General features: G+C 74.6%; 14 protein-coding genes. 8 read left to right on the top strand and 6 right to left on the bottom strand.

Features of this window, described 5'->3' with window-relative positions:
• Nucleotides 1-82 precede the first annotated feature (82 nt).
• Nucleotides 83-2,215 carry an NACHT domain-containing protein gene (locus tag MF672_RS25420; RefSeq protein ID WP_242376700.1) on the bottom strand — a complete coding sequence of 711 codons (2,133 nt, stop codon included), beginning with the start codon at nt 2,213-2,215 and terminating at the stop codon, nt 83-85.
• A 207-nt stretch (nt 2,216-2,422) separates the two neighbouring features.
• Here MF672_RS25420 and MF672_RS25415 point away from each other — a divergent pair, with 207 nt between their 5' ends.
• Together MF672_RS25415 and MF672_RS25410 are read left to right on the top strand one after the other, a co-directional pair.
• Entirely contained in the window at nt 2,423-3,316 is an 894-nt protein-coding gene (locus tag MF672_RS25415; protein ID WP_242376701.1) for a hypothetical protein, read from the top strand.
• Between the two features lie 75 nt (nt 3,317-3,391).
• On the top strand, nt 3,392-4,936 hold the full coding sequence (locus MF672_RS25410) for an outer membrane protein assembly factor BamB family protein (protein ID WP_242376702.1): 1,545 nt from the start codon (nt 3,392-3,394) through the stop codon (nt 4,934-4,936).
• Nucleotides 4,937-4,960: 24 nt separating this feature from the next.
• Here the strand turns inward: MF672_RS25410 and MF672_RS25405 are convergent, their stop codons facing one another.
• Nucleotides 4,961-5,413, bottom strand: coding sequence for a helix-turn-helix domain-containing protein (locus MF672_RS25405; RefSeq protein ID WP_242376703.1), 453 nt, complete (start codon nt 5,411-5,413; stop codon nt 4,961-4,963).
• A 28-nt stretch (nt 5,414-5,441) separates the two neighbouring features.
• Here MF672_RS25405 and MF672_RS25400 point away from each other — a divergent pair, with 28 nt between their 5' ends.
• Nucleotides 5,442-6,188, top strand: coding sequence for a methyltransferase domain-containing protein (locus tag MF672_RS25400; RefSeq protein ID WP_242376704.1), 747 nt, complete (start codon nt 5,442-5,444; stop codon nt 6,186-6,188).
• A 33-nt stretch (nt 6,189-6,221) separates the two neighbouring features.
• On the opposite strand, the gene MF672_RS25395 is transcribed toward MF672_RS25400, so the two are convergent.
• Entirely contained in the window at nt 6,222-7,172 is a 951-nt protein-coding gene (locus tag MF672_RS25395) for a M56 family metallopeptidase (protein WP_242376705.1), read from the bottom strand.
• Nucleotides 7,169-7,543 carry a BlaI/MecI/CopY family transcriptional regulator gene (locus MF672_RS25390; RefSeq protein ID WP_242376706.1) on the bottom strand — a complete coding sequence of 125 codons (375 nt, stop codon included), beginning with the start codon at nt 7,541-7,543 and terminating at the stop codon, nt 7,169-7,171. Before MF672_RS25390 ends, MF672_RS25395 begins: the two co-directional genes overlap by 4 nt.
• 153 nt (nt 7,544-7,696) lie before the next feature.
• Between MF672_RS25390 and MF672_RS25385 the strand changes: the two genes are divergently transcribed.
• The 5 genes from MF672_RS25385 (at nt 7,697) to MF672_RS25365 (ending at nt 11,519) form a co-directional block, all read left to right on the top strand.
• Entirely contained in the window at nt 7,697-8,041 is a 345-nt protein-coding gene (locus MF672_RS25385) for a hypothetical protein (RefSeq protein WP_242376707.1), read from the top strand.
• 99 nt (nt 8,042-8,140) lie between these two features.
• The gene (locus MF672_RS25380; RefSeq protein WP_242376708.1) at nt 8,141-8,734 is read left to right on the top strand and encodes a DUF305 domain-containing protein; all 594 of its coding nucleotides are present in this window, start codon (nt 8,141-8,143) and stop codon (nt 8,732-8,734) included.
• A gap of 148 nt (nt 8,735-8,882) precedes the next feature.
• The gene (locus MF672_RS25375) at nt 8,883-9,425 is read left to right on the top strand and encodes a redoxin domain-containing protein (protein WP_242376709.1); all 543 of its coding nucleotides are present in this window, start codon (nt 8,883-8,885) and stop codon (nt 9,423-9,425) included.
• Nucleotides 9,422-10,228, top strand: a complete 807-nt coding sequence (locus tag MF672_RS25370; protein WP_242376710.1) for a cytochrome c biogenesis CcdA family protein — start codon at nt 9,422-9,424, stop codon at nt 10,226-10,228. Before MF672_RS25375 ends, MF672_RS25370 begins: the two co-directional genes overlap by 4 nt.
• Nucleotides 10,229-10,454: 226 nt before the next feature.
• On the top strand, nt 10,455-11,519 hold the full coding sequence (locus MF672_RS25365) for a metallopeptidase domain-containing protein (RefSeq protein WP_242376711.1): 1,065 nt from the start codon (nt 10,455-10,457) through the stop codon (nt 11,517-11,519).
• A 34-nt stretch (nt 11,520-11,553) separates the two neighbouring features.
• Here MF672_RS25365 and MF672_RS25360 read toward each other — a convergent pair whose 3' ends face one another.
• Together MF672_RS25360 and MF672_RS25355 are read right to left on the bottom strand one after the other, a co-directional pair.
• The gene (locus MF672_RS25360; RefSeq protein ID WP_242376712.1) at nt 11,554-12,090 is read right to left on the bottom strand and encodes a DinB family protein; all 537 of its coding nucleotides are present in this window, start codon (nt 12,088-12,090) and stop codon (nt 11,554-11,556) included.
• Nucleotides 12,091-12,169: 79 nt separating this feature from the next.
• Nucleotides 12,170-13,348, bottom strand: coding sequence for a lipase family protein (locus tag MF672_RS25355; protein ID WP_242376713.1), 1,179 nt, complete (start codon nt 13,346-13,348; stop codon nt 12,170-12,172).
• Nucleotides 13,349-13,456 lie beyond the last annotated feature (108 nt).

Raw genomic sequence — 13,456 nt, 5'->3', positions numbered from 1 at the left:
GGCCATGCCGGCGGAGGCTGCCGCCCGGTGCCGAGCGGTTCGGCCTCCCTCCGGTGGGGCTGCCGATGCCGGCCGCGGCGAGTCAGCGCGGGGGCCGTTCGCCGCCGGGGGGCTCGGGGTGCGCGGCCAGGTAGTCCTGGAGCTCGCGGTGGCGGAACTGGTAGGCGATCCCGGAGACGCGCAGCAGCCCCGCGCCGTAGCAGCGGCGCAGGAAGCCGCCCAGCCGCCACGGCAGCCGGCCCCGGGTGGCCAGCAGCAGCCCCAGGTAGCGGCGCGACAGCTCCGGCGACCAGGACGCCACGACCGACATGCCGAACACCGCGCCCGCGGCCACCGCCGTCGCGACCGGGAGCCCGTCCAGCAGCTCCGGCAGCCAGATCCCCAGGATGAACCCCAGCCCGGGGCCGAAGGTGAGCGCGGCCACGAGCGTCGAGACGGCGTCGTTCCGGACGACCGCGCCGGGATCGACGCCGTCGCGGAAGGCGGCGTGGCCGCTCTCCTTGCTCCTCCCGATCGCCATTCCGACGCCCAGCAGGAGGCCGAAGACGACCGGCACCCACAGCGGTGGCCCGCTGCCGAACTTCAGGATGGTCCCCACCCCGGCCAGCGAGCCGCCCGCGGCCCCGAGCACGCCCTCCGCCACGGCCTTCCTGCGGTCGCGCGGGTCGCGTGGCCCCGGCGAACCGGCCTCGTCGCCCGCCGGCCACACCTCCCGCCAGGCCCTGACCGGCTCCGCCAGCAGGCCCAGGACCACCACGCCGGGCAGCAGGAGCAGCGCGAGCGCCAGCACCGTCCGGCCCGGCAGGCGGCCGTCCACGAGGTCGAGCTGCGCGACCGCCAGCGCGAGACCGGCGGCCACGACGGCGACCCCCGGAAGCGCCGTGGCGAGCGCCACCAGCGCGTCGGCGGCCCGCGAACGGTCGCCGGCCAGCGGCCACAGCCGGTGCGGCACGAGGTCGGTGCCGGACAGCACACGCCCGTGGAACGGCGGGCCGCTCTCGTTCCCGCGCAGCCAGCCGGCCAGGACGGCCAGCCAGGCGTGGGTCTGCGCGGCGGTCGGGTCTTTCCCGGCGCGCCCCTTCCCGGTCAGGCCCGCCGCCGCCAGGCGGGCGGGGATGAACAGGCCGAGAAGGTGCTCCCGCACGGCCGCCTCGTCGGCGAACCTCGTGAGCGCCTCGGGGGAGCGCACGTAGCGCCCGGTGAGCGGGTCGCGTTCCTCGTAGACGCTGACCGCGAGGGTCAGCCGCCACGGCGTGCCGAGAGCCTCGGCCAGGACGTGGCCGTCGGTGGTCAGCGCGTCCAGGACCGGCCGCCAGCGGTCCGGGTCCCGCTGGTCCGTGACGTCCTGGATGAAGCGCCAGGCCTGGTCGCCGCTCACCTGGTCCATCTCGACGCGGGCGGCGCCGCGGAGGGCGGCCCGGTCGGCGATCAGGGCGTCGTACTGGCCGGTGCGGCAGGTCACCACCAGGCTGCAGCGCTCCCGTCCGTGCTCGTAGTCCTCCAGCGCGCGCAGCGCCCGGGCGGCCCGCGAGCCGTAGCCCGGCCGGTCGGTGTCGTCCATCTCGTCCAGGCCGTCGATGACGGGCAGGATCCGCTCCGCCTCCACCAGCGTGCGCGCGGTGACCGCCCGCAGGCCGAACGCCGTGACCAGGTGCCGGGCGAGCAGGTCCGCCACGGGCACGCCGGGGTCGAGGCCGGCCGCCGAGATCCGCACGGGAACGGGATCGTCGGGCCGCCTGCCGTCGAGCAGCTCCAGGATCAGCTCGATCGCGAGGACGGTCTTGCCCGAGCCCGCCCTCCCGGCGACCACCAGCCGCCGGGGCGCCGGCAGGTCGCGGAAGTAGGCGGCCACGTGCCGCAGGTCCCCGGAGGGCGGCGCGGACGCCGAGCCGCCGCCGGGAACGAAGGAGAACCGGACGTCGATGACGGAGTCCTTGCCCTTGCCGCCCACGAGCTGCGCGCGCTGCGCCTTCTCCGCGGCCAGCACCCGCCGGGCCAGCAGGGCCGTCGCCGCCTCCACGTCGGTGGCGGCCAGCCGCTGCGCCTGCCACCACGACAACGCGGTGATCGCGGTGCCGACCAGCGCGAACCCCGCCCCGGCCGGGTCCACGTCGCCCGGATACCGCAGCCACAGCCGCAGCGCGGCCGCGGCCAGCAGCGCGGCGCCGATCGCCAGGGCCGCCCAGAACCAATATGTCCTCGTACGCCGGTTCACGCAGTCAGCATCCCAAACATGATCGTCGCGTGCGCCCGTGAGGTCGTCCCGTGCGGACGGTCGCCGCGGCGCGGACCCGGGGGCGGCCTGCGGCGTCGGCACCACCACTGGTGAATGCGCCGATGCGCGCGCCGCCGGCCATGCCTAGTCTTACCGGCCAGGGATCCCTCATCGAATGCGGCTCCTACCTCGAGAAGAGGTGATCGCGTGCACAGGAGAGTCCCCTTCGTGGTCGCGGCGGTGACCGTGATGATCGCGATGTTCGCGGCCGCGCCCCTGCCGGCATCGGCGGCCAGTCAGACGGTGACCGTACGCTACGGCCCGTGGACGATCCCGGCGGGCACCATGGAAGCCCCCGGCGAGATCACGAACTCCCTGTCGGCGGCGGCCAAGCCCTGCGGCTCGTGCGACATCGTCGGAGAACGTCCGGACCTGGTGTACGCCGACGGCACCAGCGCCAACATGGACACCGGCCCCATGCTGCACCACTTCGTGATCGGCAACCTGGCGGCCAGGGACCTCGTCTGCCCCGCACAGCCGATGGGCGACCGGCTGTGGGCCTCCGGCAACGAGCGCACGGCCAAGGAGTTCCCGCCCGGCTACGGCGTCGCCGTGCGCGGCACCGACCGGTGGGTGCTGCTGGCCGACCTCATGAACTACTCCGCCGCCCCGAAGACGGTGTACCTCTCCGTCACCTACACCATCGCCGGGGCCCGCACCACCACGCCGGTCCGGTCGGTGTGGCTGGACGCGGGCGGGTGTCTCAGCTCGGCCTACTCCGTCCCCGCCGGGCCGAGCACGCGCACCTGGACCTGGCCCGCCACCGTGGGCGGGCGGCTGGTCTTCCTCAACGGTCACCAGCACGCGGACGGCGTGCACGTCTCGGCCACCGACGACACCACCCGTACGGTGCTGTGCGACTCCTACGCCGAGTACGAGGAGATGGGCGGCATGCGGGCGATCGTGCGGATGGGCGTCTGCGCCGGAGACCCGGTGGCGACGATCCGGCCGGGCGACCGGGTCACCGTGCGCAGCTACTACGACTCGCCCGCGGCGCAGACCGGCGTGATGGGCATCATCCACGCCTACCTGGCCGTGTGACGGGCCGTTCTTCAGGTGGAGCACCACGGCGTGGGCTCCACCTGCCCGTTCCCACCGTTTCCGTGAGGAGGCGCGATGACGCGCGCATGGAAAGCCGCTCTGGCCGTCGCCCTGGTGGCGGCCTCGGTGCCCGCCGGAGCGGGGCCCGCGACCGCGCGGGCCACCGCCGTCCCGTACGTGGCGGGCTGGCCGATGGCCGGGCAGAACCACTCCAACACCCGTTTCGCGGCGACCGAGACCTTGATCTCGGCGGGCAACGCCGCCCGGCTGCGCCCGCGCTGGACGGCCGCCCTGGGAGGCAACGTCGCCGCCACGCCCACCGTGTCCGGGGGAACCGTCTACGTACCCGACTACGGCGGCAAGCTGACCGCGCTCGACGCGGTCACCGGAGCGGTCCGCTGGCAGCGCCCGGTCTCCGACTACAGCGGCGTCGCCGGGGACGTCTCACGGACCAGCCCCGCGATCTACGGCACCACGCTCGTCCTCGGCGACGGCGTCTCCAGCGTGCCGGGCGCCGGCGGCGCCCGCGTCATGGCCGCCACCAGGGCCACCGGCACCCCGCTGTGGAGCACCGTCATCGACGCGGACCCCGTCTCGATGGTGACCACGTCCCCGGTCGTGGACGGCACCACCGTGTACGTCGGCACCGCCAGCCGGGCGGAGTTCGGCGCTCCCGGGCCGGTCACCTTCCGCGGCGCGGTCGTCGCGCTGAACGCCGTCACCGGCACCGTGCTGTGGCGCAGGTACATGGCCCCCGCGGGTTACACCGGCAACTCGGTCTGGGGCAGCTCCTTCGTCGTGGACCACGTCACCGGCCGCCTGTTCGTCGCCACGGGCAACAACTACACCGTGCCCGACGGCGTCTGCACCCGGCCGGGCCAGCGGGACTGCGAGCAGGGGCCCGCCGACAACTACACCGACTCGGTGGTGGCGCTGAACCTGCGTACCGGGGCGGTGGAGTGGGCGTTCAGGACGCTGACCGCCGACGTCGGCACCGAGGAGTGCGAGACCTGCGGCCCCGACTTCGACTTCGGCTCCGCCCCCAGCCTGATCAGCACGCCCGCCCGCACCATCCTCGGCGTGGGCCAGAAGAGCGGCATCTACTGGGCGCTCGACCCGGTCACCGGCAAGGAGATCTGGCACACGGTGGTCGGCCCGGGCAGCGACCTCGGCGGCATCGAATGGGGCTCGGCCACCGACGGCCGCCGCGTCTACGTCGGCATCGGCAACGCCGAGCACGAGGAGTACGAGATCACCGGCGCCGACGGCACGACCACCACGACCGACGGCGGCTCGTGGGCCGCGCTGGACGCGACCACCGGCAGGATCCTGTGGCAGGTCGCCGACCCGTACGGCACGCTGGACCTCGGCTTCATCAGCGCCGCGGGCGGCGTGGTGTTCGCGGGCGGCATCAACGGCGAGGCGGACAGCATGTTCGCCCTGGACGCGGCGACCGGCAGGATCCTCTGGCGGTACCGCAGCGGCGGCGCGGTGATCGGCGGGGCGGCGATCGTCGCCGGGACCGTCTACTGGGGCTCGGGGTACTGGTTCGGCCTGTGCTCGGACGGCACCTACGCCTGCGCCCAGAACAACAAGCTGTACGCCTTCTCCCCGGCCTGACCGGCCGCTCCGAAGCGGCGCCGCTCACCGCCGGCCCTGGCGGCGATCAACGGGCCCATCGGCGTGGCGGGAGGGACGGGCCTGCTCGACGCGTTCGGTGAGCATCGCCTGGAAGCTCCGGCAGCTGGAGAAGTCCTCGTGATCGCAGGTCAGCGCGCAGTTGAGGAGGTCGAGCGAGGCCTGGGCGGCGGCGATGCGCTGCAGCAGGCCCGCGCGGTGGCGCTGGAGGATCTCCCGGCGGGCGGCCGGGTCGGTGGTGGTGAGCATCCGGCGGAGATCCTCCAGGCCGATGCCGGCCTCCCGGGCGCGGAGGATCAGCGCGATCCGGTAGAGGTCGTCGCGGCTGTAGCGGCGGCGGTCGCCCTCGGCGCGGGCCGGGGCGAGCAGCCCCATCGCCTCCCAGTGGCGCAGCACGTGCGGCGCGAGTCCGAAGCGGGCCGCGACGTCGCCGATGGCCATCACCGCATTTGACTTCATGTCGACATTAAGTCGCATGGTGGGGCGCATGTCCAACGACACGGAACTCATCAAGCTGCTCGACCTCGCCGACGCCCTGCCGGCCGCTGTCCGGCTGCGGGCCCGCTCGTACGACCTGCTCAGGCTCCGGCCCGGGGACCACGCGGTCGACGTGGGCTGCGGCGCGGGCCGGGCGGTGGCCGAGCTGAACGACAGGAAGGTCACGGCGATCGGCGTGGACGTCAGCGAGGAGATGATCGACGTGGCCCGGCGGCGCCGGCCCGACGCCGACTTCCGCGTCGGTGACGCCTGCCGCCTTCCCCTGCGTGACCACGAGGTGGCCGGATACCGGGCGGACAAGGTCTTCCACGAACTCGGCGACCCCGCCAGGGCGCTGGCCGAGGCCGCTCGCGTGCTGGCCCCCGGCGGCCGGATCGTGCTCGTCGGGCAGGACTGGGACGCCTTCGTCATCGACTCCCACCAGCCCGGTCTCACCCGGACCATCGTGCGGGCCCGCGCCGACCTGACCGCCGCCCCGCGCGCCGCCCGCGGCTACCGCAACCTGCTGCTCGACGCCGGGTTCGGCGAGGTGGACGTGGAGGTGCACGTCGGCCTCTGCACGGACCGGACGATGCTCCGCATGCTGACGGGCCTCGCCGAGGCCGTGCACGCGGCCGGCGTCATCACCCGGGAGCAGCACGACGCCTGGGTCGCGGAGCAGGTGCGACGGGCCGAGCAGGATCGCCTGTTCCTCGCGCTCCCGTTGTTCGTCGCCTCCGCCACGCGCGCGTCCTGAGCAGCGGGCGTGGCGCGCTCACGCCGGACGCCCTCAGAACGTGAGGAGGGAGTGGCAGTGGTCGGCCAGGAACGCGGCCACGCCCGGCGCGAGCGTCAGGGCGGCCGGCCCGGCGAGCAGCGTCGTCACCGCGAGGCGTCCCGCGACGCGCTCGCGACGGGCGAGCGGGGCCTGGGGATGCAGCATCCGCCGGACGCGGGTCAGCGCCGTCTCGCCGCCCGCGCCCAGCGCGAAGGCCGGGACCCGTCCGGTGGCGAGGCCGACGAGCGCCGCCGCCAGGTGGACGCGCGGGTGCCGGCGGGCCGCGACGTCGTCGGCCAGCAGCTCGACCAGGCGGGCGACCTCGACGCGCGCCTGGTCGAACAGGGGGACGCGGGGGAAGGCCCGCGCCAGCGTCTCGGCGGCGGCGAGCGCCAGGTGGTGGCGTCCGCGCAGGTGGGCCTGTTCGTGGGCGAGGACGGCGGCCACCTGCTCGGGGGCGAGGGAGCGCAGCGCGCCCGTGGTGATGACCGCGTGCCCGTTGCGGCCGGGCAGGCAGTAGGCCAGGCGCTCCTCGTAGTCGACCACCACCGCGCCGAGAGCGAGGTCGCGCCTGCCGAGGAGGGCGAGGGCGGCGGCGTGGCGGCGGCGTCCGCGGCGGGCGCGCAGCAGCACCGCCGCGCCCACGGAGGCGACCCTGACCAGCACGAGCCCGCCGACGGCCAGGCTCGCCCCGACGCCGGCCGGGCTCCGGGCCGCCTCGTCGCCGAGCAGGTCGGCGCAGACCTCGAACAGGTGGGCCAGGCCGTGCCCCACCACGGAGGCGGGCACCGCGACGGCGAACGCCGACAGCAGCACCGAGGCGACCACCGACGTGCCGGCCGCCTGCCACATCGCGATCGCCAGCCGCGGCGCGCGGTCGGCCCAGGTGCCCCGCCTGAGCAGCTCGGGCAGCGCCAGGGCCGCGGCGAGGCCGTACAGGGCGAGGACGACGGGCACCGTCATGCGCCGCGGCTCCCCGGCGGGTACACCCGGAGCGCCGCCTCAAGGGCGCTGGCCTCCTCCGGGGTGAGCCGTTCGAGGAAGTGGACCAGCGTGGCCGCCCTGTTGCCGCTCCTGGACAGGGACTCGCGCATGACGTCGGCGGTGTAGGCCTCCTTGGACGACACCGCCTCGTAGATGTAGGCCCGGCCCACCGGCCGGCGGCGGAGCAGGCCCTTGGTGTGCAGCTTGTCCATCACGGTCATGACCGTGGTGTAGGCGAGCGGGCGGTCCTCGCGCAGATGCTCCAGGACGTCTCTGACGGAGGCCGGCTGTTTGATCGTCCACATGTGGTCCATGATCGTGGACTCGAGCTCTCCCAGGCCGCGCATCATCTGACAGTTCCCTCCAGCCCGTGGGCCCCTCATGCTATCGGCGATCGTGTTCACGCCGCTACTACGAGCTTCCTTAGTAGGCTGGTACGTGTAATGAGGAGGTTATTCTCCGGAAGGGCAGGGGGATCTATGCGGCGGCTCCGTACAGTGCGCGTGCCGCGCGCGATCCTGCTCGTGGCCCTCGCCCTGGGCGTGTGCGGCATGCACACCTTGGGGCACCTGCACGGCCGGCAGCACGGCACCGCCCCTCACCCGCAGGTCGTCGCGGCCAGCGGGACGTTCGCGCCCGGCCACGAGCTGCCCGATCTCGACCCGGCGAACGTGTGCCTGGCCGTCCTGGCGTCGTTCATCGTGCTGCTGCTGAGCGGCGTCCGGACCCGGGTGGGACGACCCGCCGGGGCCGGGGGAGAGCCGGTCACGGACGTCCGGCCGTCCGCCCGCCCACCGCCGGGAGCCACGTCCCGGCGCCTGGCCGTCCTCTCGATCCTGCGCATGTAGGCCGCTCCGCTGCGCGGCCGGGGCCACGAGCCCCGCCGCTGACGGACCGACCGTACCGACGAATCGAGAGATCCAACGACCATGCGTATCACCAGCAGGATGTCCATCGCCCTGGCCACCGGCGCCCTCGCCCTGGCGGGCGTGAGCGCGTGCGGCGGCGGCGACGCCACGACCGCCCACGAGGGGACGCGCGGCAGCGCGCCCGCCACCACCACCACTGCCGCCGCCCAGCCGGCGGAGACCTTCGACGACGCGGACGTGATGTTCGCGCAGATGATGATCCCGCACCACGAGCAGGCGGTCGAGATGGCCGGGCTCGCTCCTGAGCGGGCGGGCGACCCCGAGATCAAGGACCTCGCGGCGCAGATCAAGGCGGCGCAGGACCCCGAGATCCAGACGATGAAGGGCTGGCTCGCGGCGTGGGGCCGCCCCACGACCGCGGGTCACCTGGGACACGACATGCCCGGCCTCATGTCGGAGGAGGACATGACGGAGCTCCGGTCGGCCACGGGGACGGCGTTCGACAAGCTGTTCGCGCGGCAGATGATCGCCCACCACGAAGGCGCGATCGAGATGGCCCGCACCGAGCAGGCCGGCGGCTCGGACCCGCGGGCCAAGGAGCTGGCCAGGGCCATCGAGCGCACGCAGCAGGCCGAGGTGGAGCGGTTGCGCGACCTCCTCGACCGGCTCTGACGCCCCCGGGCCCCGGTACGAGCGCTACCGGCGGTCCCGCTCCCGGCGCCGGGACGTGCGGCGCGACCTTCGGGTCACGCCGCGCGTCGCCGGTGAGCCGTCACCGTCGCGTAAGGATTGCCGCCACGCCGGTGTCTAGGCTCGCGGCATGCGCACAGTTCGAGCGACGGCCGCCGTCGCCGTCGCCTCTGCCCTCCTGCTGGCCGCCTGCGGCGCGCAGGAGCCGCCCCGCACCGGCAGCGGCACCGCCACCGCCGGCCCGGCGTCGGAGGCCGCGCAGCCGGCGGCCGCGGCGCTGGGGTTCACGGCCAGGACCCTGGACGGTCAGGCGTTCGCCGGTGAGACCCTGAAGGGCAAGCCGGTGGTGCTGTGGTTCTGGGCGCCCTGGTGCCCCAAGTGCCGGGCAGAGGCTCCGCACGTCAAGGCGGCCGCCGCGGCCCACCGGGACGTGACCTTCGTCGGCGTCGCGAGCCTGGACGACGAGGGGGCGATGAAGGAGTTCGTCCAGCAGACCGGCACCGGCGGCATCACCCACCTGTCGGACGCGGAGGGCGAGGTCTGGGCCAGGTTCGGCATCGCCTCCCAGTCCACCTTCCTGTTCGTCCGGCCCGACGGCTCCACCACCAAGGCCACCGGCCCCCTGGACGGCGAGGAGCTCACCGCGCAGGTCGGGAAGCTGCGCCAGGGATGAACGACCTGCCGCTCGCGCTCGCCGTGACCGCGGGGAGCGTGGCCGCGTTCAACCCGTGCGGCTTCGCCCTGCTGCCCGCCTACCTGAGCCTGCTGCTGGCCGGCGACCGCGGCGGCGTGCGCCGCGCCCTGGCCTGCTCGGCCGCGATGACCGCCGGCTTCGTCACCGTCTTCGGGCTGTTCGGGCTGGTCGTGACCCCGGCGGCGCTGTCCCTGGGCCGTCACCTGCCGTGGGCGGCGATCGTGATCGGGGTGGCGCTGGTGGCTCTGGGCGGCCGGCTGCTGTCCGGCCGCGAGCTGCTGCTGCGGGTGCCCGCGCTGCGCGCCGGCCACCTGTCCCGATACGGCTACGGCCTGTCCTACGCCGTCGCCTCCCTGTCCTGCACCGCCGGCCCGTTCCTCGCCGTCACCTCCGCCGCGCTGACCGGCGGCGGCGTGCTCGGCGGCCTGGCGGTCTTCGTCGCCTACGCGCTCGGCATGGGCATGGTGATCGCCCTGCTGTCGCTCGCGGTCGCGCTGGCGCGCGACGCCGCCGTGGCCAGGATGCGCCGCGTCCTGCCGTACGTGCCCCGCGCGAGCGGCGCGCTGCTCGTCCTCGCGGGGCTCTACGTCGCCTACTACGGCTGGTACGAGCTGCGCGTCTTCGCCGGGGCCGCCGCCGGCGACCCGGTCATCGGCGCCGTGACGAGCCTGCAGGGCGCGGTCGCCGGCCGGCTGGAGCTGCTCGGCCCGGCCTGGATCGCCGTCGCGCTGACGGCGGTCCTGCTGCTGGCGATCGCCGTGCGCCGGCTGCTGCGCCGGTGACGGCGTTCGCGGGGTGACCGCGCGACCCCGGTGCAGGGCTGTCTGCCGTGGTCGATCCTGCTGTGCAAGTTCGCCGACCATCCGGAGGAGCCCCGCCCGCCGTCGTACTCCGAGGAGCTGTTCATGCCCGCCGGCAAGGGGCAGAAGGGCGTCTTCGACTTCCTCGACCAGCAGTCGCGCGGGCGGGCCACCACGGCCGGTGCGTGCGCACCGCGCAGGCCGCGGGGTGCACGCGCGGGTCCTGCTCGACGCGTACGGCTGGAGGTCCGGGCTGGCCGCGCACGAGTTCATGCACGCCCACGGCGTCGGCCACTCCTTCTCCAACGACTTCCGCTACCGCAACGCCGAATGGTCCCTGCCGGGGGAGTACGACGACCCCTGGGACCTCATGTCCGCGCAGAACCACTACGGGCCGTGGACCGAGAAGTTCCAGGTGGGCCCGGTCGGCTTCAACGGCCCCCACCTGGACGAGGTGGGCTGGCTGCCGTCCTCCCGCGTGATCACCGCGGGCAAGGACGGCCGGACCAGCCTGATGGTGCAGCTCGCGCCGCTGGAGCGGCAGGACCTGCCCGGCACGCTGCTGATCCGGGTGCCGTTCGACCCCGCCGACCTCAACCACTACTACACGGTCGAGTTCCGTAAGAAGAGCGGCGTGAGCGAGGCCATCCCGCGCGACATCGCGCTGATCCACGAGGTCGACAAGGGCAGGCCCTACCTGCTGCGCAACCTCGCCGACCGCGAGCCCGTCCAGTCGGTGAACGCCAACGGCGTCTCCATCACGGTCAATTCGGTGACGGCCGAGTCGGCCACCGTCACGGTGACCACCACCATGCCCGGCAAGTGCCTGCCCGGCTACGTCTACCGCGCCGCGACCGGCACCTGCGTCATCGGCCGGACCTACCGCCTGGCCGTGCCGGGCGACCGGGTGTGCGTCACCCAGCTCACCCGGGTGCAGGTCATCAACGACAACAAGACCGCGGCCGAACGGGCCAACCCGGCCAGGCTCCTCCAGGGGCCGAACACCTGCAAGTCCGGCTACGTGTGGCGCGGCGCCGACGACGGCGACCAGGTGTGCGTGGCCCCGGCCACCCGCGACCAGACCGTGGCCGACAACAACGCGGCCGCCTCGCGCTGGACCAGCGGGCCGTACGGGCCGCAGACCTGCGTGGCGGGGTACGTCTGGCGGGAGGCGTTCATCGGTGACAAGGTCTGCGTGACCGGCGCCGTCAAGGCGCAGGCCCGCGAGGACAACAGGACCGCCGGCGACCGCGTCGACCCGCCCTGGGACTGAACCGGCACGCCGCACCCCCTCGCCGGGGCGCCCGTCAGCCCATGCTCTTCGCGCCGTCCAGCGACTCGCGGATGATGTCGGCGTGCCCGGCGTGCTGGGCGGTCTCGGCGAGGATGTGCATCAGGACGCGCCGGACCGTCCACTGCTCGCCCGGCGGGAACCAGGGAGCCTCGGGCAGCGGCTGGGCGGCGTTCAGGTCGGGGACGGTCGCGATCAGCTCGTCGGTGCGGCGGGCCACCTCGGCGTACTCGGCGAGGACGCCGGCGAGGGTGTCGCCGGGCAGCATCCGGAAGGCGTCGGCGTAGGCCGCCTGGTCGGCCTCGGTCATCTGCCCGAAGCCGGGCAACGCCGAGGGGCCCTTCACGATGAAGGCGGCCCAGTTGCTCTCGGTCAGCGCGACGTGCTTGATCAGGCCGCCGAGGCACAGCGCGCTGGCGGTGGTGCGCTGCCCGGCCTGCTCGTCGGTGAGGTCGCGGGTGGTGAGGCGCAGGAAGTGACGCTGCTTGGTGAGCATGGCCAGCAGGTCGGCGCGCTCGCCGGTGAGGGCCGGGGCGGGGGTGCGGTCGGTCATGTCGCGTCCTTCGTCTGGTTCGGCGGTACGGGAACCACCGTAGGCAGCGACGCGGCCGATGTCTCCCCGCGGCGGCCGCTCAGGGCAGGTCGCGGAGCCGGTCGGCGGCCCAGGCCAGCAGGTCGGGCAGCGCGGCGGCCAGCACGCCGTTGTGGTCGGCGCCCTGGTAGAAGCGGAACGTCACGTCCGTGCCGGCCGCGGCGAGCAGGCCGGCGGTGGTGCGGGTGGCGGGCGGGAGGACGACGGTGTCGGCGGTGCCCTGGGCGATGAACACCGGCCGCTCCTGCGCCGCGATCGGGATCTCGGCGTCGTGTTCGAGCAGCTGCGTGAGCGTCTCCTGCTCGGCCGCGTCCACGTCGAACACCTGGCCGCTGGTCAGCCCGGCCATCCGCTGCGCCAGCGCGCCGAAGCACAGCTCGTCGCGTGCCGCGCCGAACAGTTGCAGCCCGGCCGGCGTGAGGTGCCGGGCCGGGTCGAAGGTGTCCGGGTGATCGGTGAGCATCCCCTCCATGGCCAGCAGCACGAACGGGTTGGCCGGGGCCGCCGGGTCGAACGGGCGGGCGGCGGCGACCGTCGTGCGCCACTGCGAGGGCGGCGCGGTGGCGATCGTGCCGAGGTAGGCCAGCTCGGGGGCGTACCGCCGCTGGAGGTCGCCGGTGAACAGGGCCGCCTGGGCGCCCTGCGACTGGCCCACGGCCAGCCACTTCGCCGACAGCGGCGTCTTCGTGGCGACCTGGCGGGCGGCCCGCACGACGTCCACGACCCCGTACGCCTCCGACACCCCCAGCAGGTACGGGTGCGGCCGCGGGGTGCCGATGCCCTCGTACTCGGTGGCGGCGACCGCGTACCCGGCCCGCAGCCAGGCCGACAGGTAGTCGATGTCGCGCTGGGAGCGGCCGGCGACGGTCTGGTCGCACGGGTCGGCGACCCCGATCGTGCCGTGCGCCCAGCTGACGACCGGCCACCCTCCGGCGGGCGCGACGCGGCCCGCCGGCACGAACAGCGCGCCGACGTCCACGACCGGGTCGGCGGAGAAGCCGGTCGCGGGGGTGGAGGTGTAGGTGAGGCGGTACGCGGCGCCGCTGCCGGGCAGCCAGAGGCCGGCGGGCAGCGGCTCGGCCGATAGCAACGTGCCCGGCGGCCGCTCGGCGGGCGTCGTCGCCTGCGCCCGCGCGGGGGCCTGGAGCGCGGCGACGGCGAGCAGCGCGGCCAGCGCGCCGAGAACGCGCCGCCGCCGGGCGGTGGTGGTGGAGGTCATGGCGGGAACGCCTTCCTCGTGGGGCGGACGGGTGTGAGCTGCGCTCACCCGGACGGCGTTCCACGCCGTGCTCACCCGTTCCGCGCCGGCCGCTTGCGGAGAAAATCG

Origin of the sequence: Actinomadura luzonensis, from assembly GCF_022664455.2 — a bacterium.
Lineage (GTDB): Bacteria > Actinomycetota > Actinomycetes > Streptosporangiales > Streptosporangiaceae > Nonomuraea > Nonomuraea luzonensis.
Note: the sequence above shows the minus strand (reverse complement) of the source record. Positions and strands in the feature narration are given on the sequence as shown.

What these genes read in the sequence shown, in the direction of transcription:
- MF672_RS25410 (WP_242376702.1), top strand. Translation starts at nt 3,392, where the DNA reads ATGACGCGCGCATGGAAAGCCGCTCTGGCCGTCGCCCTGGTGGCGGCC.
- MF672_RS25405 (WP_242376703.1), bottom strand. Translation starts at nt 5,413, where the DNA reads ATGAAGTCAAATGCGGTGATGGCCATCGGCGACGTCGCGGCCCGCTTC.
- MF672_RS25400 (WP_242376704.1), top strand. Translation starts at nt 5,442, where the DNA reads ATGTCCAACGACACGGAACTCATCAAGCTGCTCGACCTCGCCGACGCC.
- MF672_RS25395 (WP_242376705.1), bottom strand. Translation starts at nt 7,172, where the DNA reads ATGACGGTGCCCGTCGTCCTCGCCCTGTACGGCCTCGCCGCGGCCCTG.
- MF672_RS25390 (WP_242376706.1), bottom strand. Translation starts at nt 7,543, where the DNA reads ATGATGCGCGGCCTGGGAGAGCTCGAGTCCACGATCATGGACCACATG.
- MF672_RS25380 (WP_242376708.1), top strand. Translation starts at nt 8,141, where the DNA reads ATGTCCATCGCCCTGGCCACCGGCGCCCTCGCCCTGGCGGGCGTGAGC.
- MF672_RS25375 (WP_242376709.1), top strand. Translation starts at nt 8,883, where the DNA reads ATGCGCACAGTTCGAGCGACGGCCGCCGTCGCCGTCGCCTCTGCCCTC.
- MF672_RS25370 (WP_242376710.1), top strand. Translation starts at nt 9,422, where the DNA reads ATGAACGACCTGCCGCTCGCGCTCGCCGTGACCGCGGGGAGCGTGGCC.
- MF672_RS25360 (WP_242376712.1), bottom strand. Translation starts at nt 12,090, where the DNA reads ATGACCGACCGCACCCCCGCCCCGGCCCTCACCGGCGAGCGCGCCGAC.
- MF672_RS25355 (WP_242376713.1), bottom strand. Translation starts at nt 13,348, where the DNA reads ATGACCTCCACCACCACCGCCCGGCGGCGGCGCGTTCTCGGCGCGCTG.